The sequence below is a fragment of the Staphylococcus gallinarum genome (assembly GCF_000875895.1).
In the GTDB taxonomy this organism is placed as follows: Bacteria; Bacillota; Bacilli; order Staphylococcales; family Staphylococcaceae; genus Staphylococcus; species Staphylococcus gallinarum.
Genome location: NZ_JXCF01000028.1, coordinates 1 through 7,180 on the forward strand (window position 1 = coordinate 1; position 7,180 = coordinate 7,180).

Sequence of the window (7,180 nt, forward strand, 5' to 3'; positions counted from 1 at the left end):
GTTTTCATTAGATTTCTGTTTTTTAAATTTATTAGCTATTCTTATTTTTTTGGGTAAATGTTTCCCGTTATAAAGTTTATTCTGTATTGTTCTTTTTAATATTCTAAACAAACAGAGATATAATGGTGTTTTCATAATGATTATAGTATCTGCTTTTTCTGCTCTTAAATATATAGAATCACCATAATTACCGTCTATAATAAACTCGTCCTTTTTAAGTATATCTAAAATTTTACTTTGAAATACATTATCAGGTATTGAGACCCAGTCCTCTTTCCAATAAATGTCGTCTAAATGATATAATGGATATTTAAATTTTTTGTTTAACTTTTTAGAGAGGAAAGTCTTACCACTACCTGGTGAACCAATAATAATAATTCTTTTACCTATGTTGTTTATATCCACTATAGACCTCCTTTATAAATTAGTGATTCGTGCATTTAGCATTAATAAATTACCTATTAAATCTTCATAACCTCTGTGAAGTTGCTCAACGTTAAATAATCTACTCTTTTGTGGTGATTTAAGAGCAGCTATAAGAATGACAGCTGTACTTCTCAAATCTTTTGGATATAAGTTCTCATTAGTCGTTACATCACTTTTATGTATATATACTGTGTTATCTTGTACATTTAATTCAAGGCCTAATTTTGTTAACTCATCGACATAAGAAAACCTATTTTTCCATACATTTTCTCTGATGGTACTAACCCCATTCGCTTTAGTTAGCATTAATGTAAAAAAGGGATGAGAATCACTGTAAATACCCATACAAGTTACATTAATATCTACTGGTTGAATGCACTTATTTAAAGGGATATGTAAGGTGCTATTTTCCCAAATTAAATTTATACCCATTTTTTTTAGATACAATAACTCTGGTTTCAAAGCTGTTTTAACTCTATCCGTTGTTACATTTTTTAATGTAATTGGAGTATCTGTATATATAGATAAAGAAATATAAGTCACGATTTCAGAAATATCTGAAATCAAATGATGCTCGGGTGCCTCAACTAAATCTCTTTGACGACTAATTCTAATAATGGATGAATCATAAAATATATTAAAGCCACAGATTTTCAAAAGTTCTATAAGTTCAGTAACATCTGGTTTCAGGTAAGGATTTTGAATTTCTACAATCTGGTTTTCTTCACAAAAAATAGCTCCTAGTAAAGCTGTTTTAGTAGCTCCTGAACAAAGCGATCCACTAAGTTCCGAAGAATCATCAGAAAAATCCATTATATTAATTGAAGTATTAGAAAATTTCTCCCATTCTCCGTATACTGTGTCGTTTTTTAAATAAAATTTTGCACCCATTGTTTCTAACACTTGAATCATGTGAAGTATAGGTCTTTCACCTTTATCTTTTACTTCTCCTATCTTGCAACCTCCGGATTTTCCAATTTCAATTTTATTCATTACTCCCAATACAACTGGTAATAGATATATAGAACCATGTATTAATTCGTTTAACTCTTGGGGGATTTTATATTTTTTTAGATTCCTGCAATCAATAATAAATTTATTACTATAGTAACTTACATCGCCTCCTAAATATCTTATTATATTTTTTAAAACCTCTGTATCTTTTATATTAGGGACATTATTCAGCACTACTTTTTTTTGAAGTGCTAGGCTTGCGCAGATCAAGGTTACAGCTGAATGTTTATACCCTTTTATATCTATTGTTCCTGCACGTAAATTTCCATTTTGTATATCAATATAGTTATTCATATAACCCCTCATTCAAATGATAATTCTTTATTATAGATAAAACTTTTTCCATATAATTAACACTCCCTACAGTCATTCGTACGACTCCTTCAAAATTTTTTATGTGGCTTAAATCTCTAACAATAACATTATTATCTGCTAAATAAGCACAAAAATTTTCTGCTAAGTACTTTTTTTTAAAATTTAACAATATAAAGTTTGTATCTGTATTGCTAGTCACATTTATTTTTAATATCTTTTCCAATTCTCTACCTATAATATTTTTAGACATGTGTATATCTCTAAAAATATCATTATAATAACTTGAAACTTTGTAAATTTCTATCAAAAAATTATAAGCGATTGATGAAATACTATTTGGCATATTCCATTTTTTAAGATAATTAATTATTTTTTCTGAAGATAATATAGCTGCCAATCTCAGACCCGCAGTCCCATATTTCTTTGAAAAAGACCTAATAATAATTAAATTATCATATTTTTCTAATAACTCTCTATGGTTTAAGCTAGTAAAAGCTGCATAAGCTTCATCTATTATCATTATATGGTTATTCTGCCATGCTGTCTCTGCTAAAGTTTTTAGTTCTTTTATAGACTTAGCTTTTCCTGTAAAACCGTTTGGATTACTAATTATAAAAATAGAGGGGTTTGCTTTACTTAGAATAGTATTTAAATTACCGTCTTCTGTCATGCTACCAGTTCTATCAATTTTTATTTTTTTTACATTTATTTTTTTTAAATCAGCATAACTAAAATAATTTTCGTATTCTGGATATTGTATTATTACATTACCACTTTTTTCAGCTAACGCATCCAGAATAATTCTGATAGATTCATCAGATCCAGAAGACAATAAAACATTATTTGGATTAATTCCTTCTTTCTCAGCATAGCTTTCTATAAACTGTGGAAAGTAAACGTAACTATTAATACAAGATTTCTCAACCACTGATTTCATTATTCTTTTATTTAACTCAAATGATTTTTCATGTAATAATTCATTACTTGATAAATTTATTTTCCCTTGTTTCGAACGTTTTTTCTTACTTTGTATAAATAAAACGTCTTCTTTAATATGATAATGGTAATTAAATGTCATTTCCTGCCCTCACTAAATTATTTCTGAAATATTATTAACGTTCACAACATTTTTGATAGTTATTGGTTTTATTATATTTTTACTATCTTTATATATTTCATTTTTTGAAATATTGTATTTATTTTTAAAAGTTTTTCGGGGTAAATTCTCTTCTAAAAGGTTTTGATAATCTTTTCTTATAGCGAGTTTCCCTTCACTATCCATTTCCAAAAATCCTTTCAATCCAAATTCCAATAAATAATTTCCTATAGAAGAGTTTTTATTATTTATAAAGATAGAATCCATACCAACATTTAAAGAACCTACTATATCACTACGCCAATTATCTCCAATGAAGACACTATCTTTAGGTTTCGCCCCTACTTTCTTCATAATATTATTCATCATAGTTAAATCTGGTTTTCTTCTTGATATTTCATTTGATAGAAAAACTTCATCGAAATAATGTTTAATACCATTTTCATAAATAATTTTATTATATGGGTACATTATATTTGTTACTAAATATAATTTTTTATTTTTATAATAATCCAGCGTCTTTTGTGCACCTTCAACCCAATTCCAATTCCCCATTAAAAATTCAATGTAGCTTATCGTGAAATTCACTACTTCTTCATTTATGAAATTCTTATTGTATCTTATCTTCAACTTTTGAAGTAATTCGTCAAATGAATTTACATGTTCTACTAATAAATAATCTCTTAACTCACTTGGATCAATTTTTAAATCATATGCTAAAGCTGCATATGCGAACCCTTGAACTAAGTAGGGATCATTCGAAAAATCTTCTTTTGGAAAATTTTTTCTCAACCAATTTTTCTTTGTATTCATGTCAGGGAACTGAATAATAGTGTCCATACAATCAAAAAAGATATATTCTTTATTTTTTATCATCTTTCTTTGCTCTCTATTTTTTTATAAACCTCTGTTAAATGATTATCCTTACCAAAAAATTCTTCATATATAGATAATTCATCTTCTGGGTCAATCACATTATCTACAAATAATTGTCTATTAAATGAAGATACTTCTTCTACGCTCATATTTTCATTCAATAAGTTATAAGGAGTATAAATTGTAGGTCTAACTCTACCTTTTCTTTCGTGAATTTTGTTAATGGTATATTGAGCACCTTCAATTGTTTCTCCAGGTAACCCTAAAATCACGAAACAATTTAATTCAATTCCGTATTTGTCACACCAATTTGCTACATTATTAAAATTATCTTCACTCTCTTGTTTTATTTTTGGTAAACTATCTTTGGCCTTTTTATCTAATGTTTCTACCCCTATGCTGATTCTTACGCACCCACTTTCACTCATGGCTTTTATTAACTCTTCATTTAAATGGAAAGTTGTTGTTACACATTTCCATGGATAAATTGATCCCATTTCTGTAAGTTCTTCACAAAAGTTGAGAACCCACTTTTTATTTAGTGTAAAAGTTGGTGCATACATTGATACATAATCAAAATCAACTTTTTCAAATGATTCTTTTATGTATTGTATAGTTCGTTGGACAGAAAGTCGACGTTCTTTTCTACCTTGCATTACATGTACATCACAATATTCACAACCCACTGGGCACCCTCTGGCTACATTGACAACCAACTCTTTTCGGTAAGGTATCCCACAAAATTTATTTGCATCATTTAAGTACATATTTTTATAATCATTGTATGGTATTTCTTCTACTTTTGGTAAGACCCACTCTTCTGGTTCTATAAATAATCCTGGTTTCGTATAGTGCCAACTAGATTTTTTAATTAGCAACCCATGTAGTTCTTCTACATCTTTATTTACTAAATAATTTAAAAATAATTTAACGCCAATCTCATAATCTCCTGATTCAACTATTCCATCAATATTATAATTTTTAAAAAATCCAGGTATTTGTTTACTTAATCTCCCAAATGTTACAATTTTCGCTTCAGGGTTTAATTTATTCGCATATTTTATAAACCTTTCAAAATCGTCGACAGCATCAAAATCATTCATAATAGCAATTGCATCAAACTTTTCTTGTATTAATAAATCTCCTATATCTTTCCATGTGTAATTTAGTGCTCCTGCATCAACACACTTCACTTTTTTTATATCATTTTCTCTTAAATATGCACCAACTTGAAATACCGCTAAATGATGACCAGCATTAAAATAACTAGGTATATGTGGTGGCCAGATTACTAAAACATTCATTTACAAAAACTCCTTATTTATCATTTTATTTTTAAGTTCAATAATTTCCTCTGAAGTTATATTCAAAGTTAACAAAAAACTTTCCACTGACACGTATTCAGAATCGAAATAATTCAAAAACTTTAACATAGTTTCTTTTTTTGTTTTCAAACGTACTAAGTAGTCTTCCTTAGTTATGTTTAATTTTTTCCATGACCCTTCAAAATCATTTATTTTAGGCACTAAATATTCAGCAGTTACTTCGTAATCTTTTGCAATATCTTCATTTTTTACTCCAATGCTTTTTAGTAATATCGCTGAGACTACACCAGTTCTATCCTTCCCTGCTGAACATCCAAAAGCAAATTTTTCATTACTATAAATAGCTTTTTTTATAATATATGATATGGCTTCCTTTGCTACTTTTAAAATATCTATATAATATTTTGCGTAATCTTCACTGTTAGGTCGGGTCATAGTTAACTCAAAATCATAATTTTGTATTGGTTTCCTCTCATACTTCAATCCTTTTTTCATTAAATATTTGGGAAACGGTTTTCTTAATACTTCTTCATCACTTCTTAAATCAATATATTCAAATATTAATTCTCTTGTACCTATATTTTTAATGCCTTTATATTGTGGACTAGGTTCACCTGAACGGAATATGTAATCTTGTTGAACGTAGTCAATGACTTCCCCTAAATTTCTATAATTTATAAATGAATCATTCATTAAATACTCCTAACTAAATACATTTTTAAAATATTGTGGTTGTCTTAATGCATTATAATAAAACTCGTTGTTTATAGGGTCTACAAAATAGGAATCATTAAGTTTTTTAACCAATTCCTCGAGACCTGTAGTAAAATTTAGGTTTTCAACTTTGACAATGCTTTTAATTTTATTACTATTAACTGAATAAGATCTGGCATCGCCCTTAGATCCTTTTTTAATTACTTCTACATTTTTTTCAAACAAGCTTTTAACTTCATACGCTAAATCCAAAACTTTTCTGTTATTCTGGGCAACATTAAAAATTTGGTTATGAATTAATTTAGAAGGAGACTCTATGATCTCTAAATATATATTAACCAATTCTTTAATATAAATATTAGGACGTATACACTCACTATTATTAACCGTTATCTTACCTTCTACAAAAGCTTCACAAACCATTTTATTAATTAACAAATCAAATCTTTGACGAGGTGAAAACCCATATACTGTTGCAGGTCTTAAAACAACAGTAGTCATTTCGTTAGTAGAATTATTTAATATATAATCTTCACATAGAAATTTACATTTTGCATAATTTGTTAATGGCATGATTTTACTACTTTCAACTATATTATCCTCATTAATATTTCCATATACACTACAAGAAGAAGGGTATATAAATCTTTTCACGTTATATTCTTTGCATTTTTCAAATAGTTTTTTAGTTGCTTCATAATTTATTTCATAACCAGTTTCATCTGAAATTCCATAACCAGGGTCATTAGAAATACTGGCTAAATGGATAACTATATCAACTCCCCTTAATACTTTATCAATACTATTCTCCCTAATATCCATTTTATAGATTGTTAAATTTTTATTATTAACATCTACTTGATTATCATAAATCATTAAATCTAATAACTTGACCTTATACCCCTTTTTCAATAGTTCAGTAACTAATACTGTGCCTATATAACCTGATCCTCCAGTTATTAAAACTGTTTTCACAATTAATCCCCCTTTGAAATCGAAATAAAACGAAAATTTAGAATTGTTTGACATTAGAATTATTTTATTATATCTTAATAAAAAATAAGAAAGGAGGCAACGTTTTTATGAAAGAAATTAATATTAATGACCTTATGGATCTTTGTGCAAAAAACGATAGTTTAGAAAGAATGCCAACTACATCCAATGCCGTTATGGCTTCTTGGTAAAAAAATTGGGAAAGCACAAAAATTTGTGCTTTCCCAATTTTTATTTACACTGAACCGCTCAACCATTATTTTTTTCACTTTAATACACAATTGTAGTATATAATAATCCATTGCCAGTTGCCTAGATGAAAAATCTATATCTAATTTTCTAAGAGCACTTTCGATACTATATCCATCTTCATATAAATCAAATAACTTTATATAAGTTTGTGTTGTTAGTCTTTTTTTTT

8 protein-coding genes are annotated in these 7,180 nt (G+C 27.7%); all 8 read right to left on the minus strand.

What is annotated here, in order from left to right; translation table 11 throughout:
- A partial coding sequence (locus SH09_RS12045; RefSeq protein ID WP_052495450.1) for a P-loop NTPase family protein occupies positions 1-405 on the minus strand: 405 nt, incomplete at its 3' end.
- 12 nt (positions 406-417) lie between these two features.
- Complete coding sequence (locus SH09_RS12050; RefSeq protein WP_042739906.1) at positions 418-1,734, minus strand: hypothetical protein; 1,317 nt, start codon at positions 1,732-1,734, stop codon at positions 418-420.
- Positions 1,727-2,833 (minus strand): aminotransferase class I/II-fold pyridoxal phosphate-dependent enzyme, encoded by a 1,107-nt coding sequence (locus tag SH09_RS12055; RefSeq protein WP_042739907.1) that lies wholly within the window; start codon positions 2,831-2,833, stop codon positions 1,727-1,729. Before SH09_RS12055 ends, SH09_RS12050 begins: the two co-directional genes overlap by 8 nt.
- Before the next feature lie 12 nt (positions 2,834-2,845).
- Positions 2,846-3,727, minus strand: a complete 882-nt coding sequence (locus SH09_RS12060; RefSeq protein WP_042739908.1) for an HAD family hydrolase — start codon at positions 3,725-3,727, stop codon at positions 2,846-2,848.
- Complete coding sequence (locus SH09_RS12065) at positions 3,724-5,031, minus strand: B12-binding domain-containing radical SAM protein (RefSeq protein WP_042739909.1); 1,308 nt, start codon at positions 5,029-5,031, stop codon at positions 3,724-3,726. Before SH09_RS12065 ends, SH09_RS12060 begins: the two co-directional genes overlap by 4 nt.
- A complete protein-coding gene (locus tag SH09_RS12070) occupies positions 5,032-5,745 on the minus strand; it encodes a tyrosine-protein phosphatase (RefSeq protein ID WP_042739910.1) in 714 nt (237 codons plus the stop codon).
- A gap of 9 nt (positions 5,746-5,754) precedes the next feature.
- A complete protein-coding gene (locus tag SH09_RS12075) occupies positions 5,755-6,741 on the minus strand; it encodes an NAD-dependent epimerase/dehydratase family protein (protein ID WP_052495451.1) in 987 nt (328 codons plus the stop codon).
- Between the two features lie 161 nt (positions 6,742-6,902).
- Positions 6,903-7,180 (minus strand): hypothetical protein (locus SH09_RS17055; protein ID WP_235307525.1); only part of this gene is annotated, 278 nt, incomplete at its 5' end.

Coding starts and splice junctions, on each gene's coding strand:
- SH09_RS12065 (WP_042739909.1), bottom strand. CDS start 5,031: ATGAATGTTTTAGTAATCTGGCCACCACATATACCTAGTTATTTTAAT.
- SH09_RS12050 (WP_042739906.1), bottom strand. CDS start 1,734: ATGAATAACTATATTGATATACAAAATGGAAATTTACGTGCAGGAACA.
- SH09_RS12070 (WP_042739910.1), bottom strand. CDS start 5,745: ATGAATGATTCATTTATAAATTATAGAAATTTAGGGGAAGTCATTGAC.
- SH09_RS12055 (WP_042739907.1), bottom strand. CDS start 2,833: ATGACATTTAATTACCATTATCATATTAAAGAAGACGTTTTATTTATA.
- SH09_RS12060 (WP_042739908.1), bottom strand. CDS start 3,727: ATGATAAAAAATAAAGAATATATCTTTTTTGATTGTATGGACACTATT.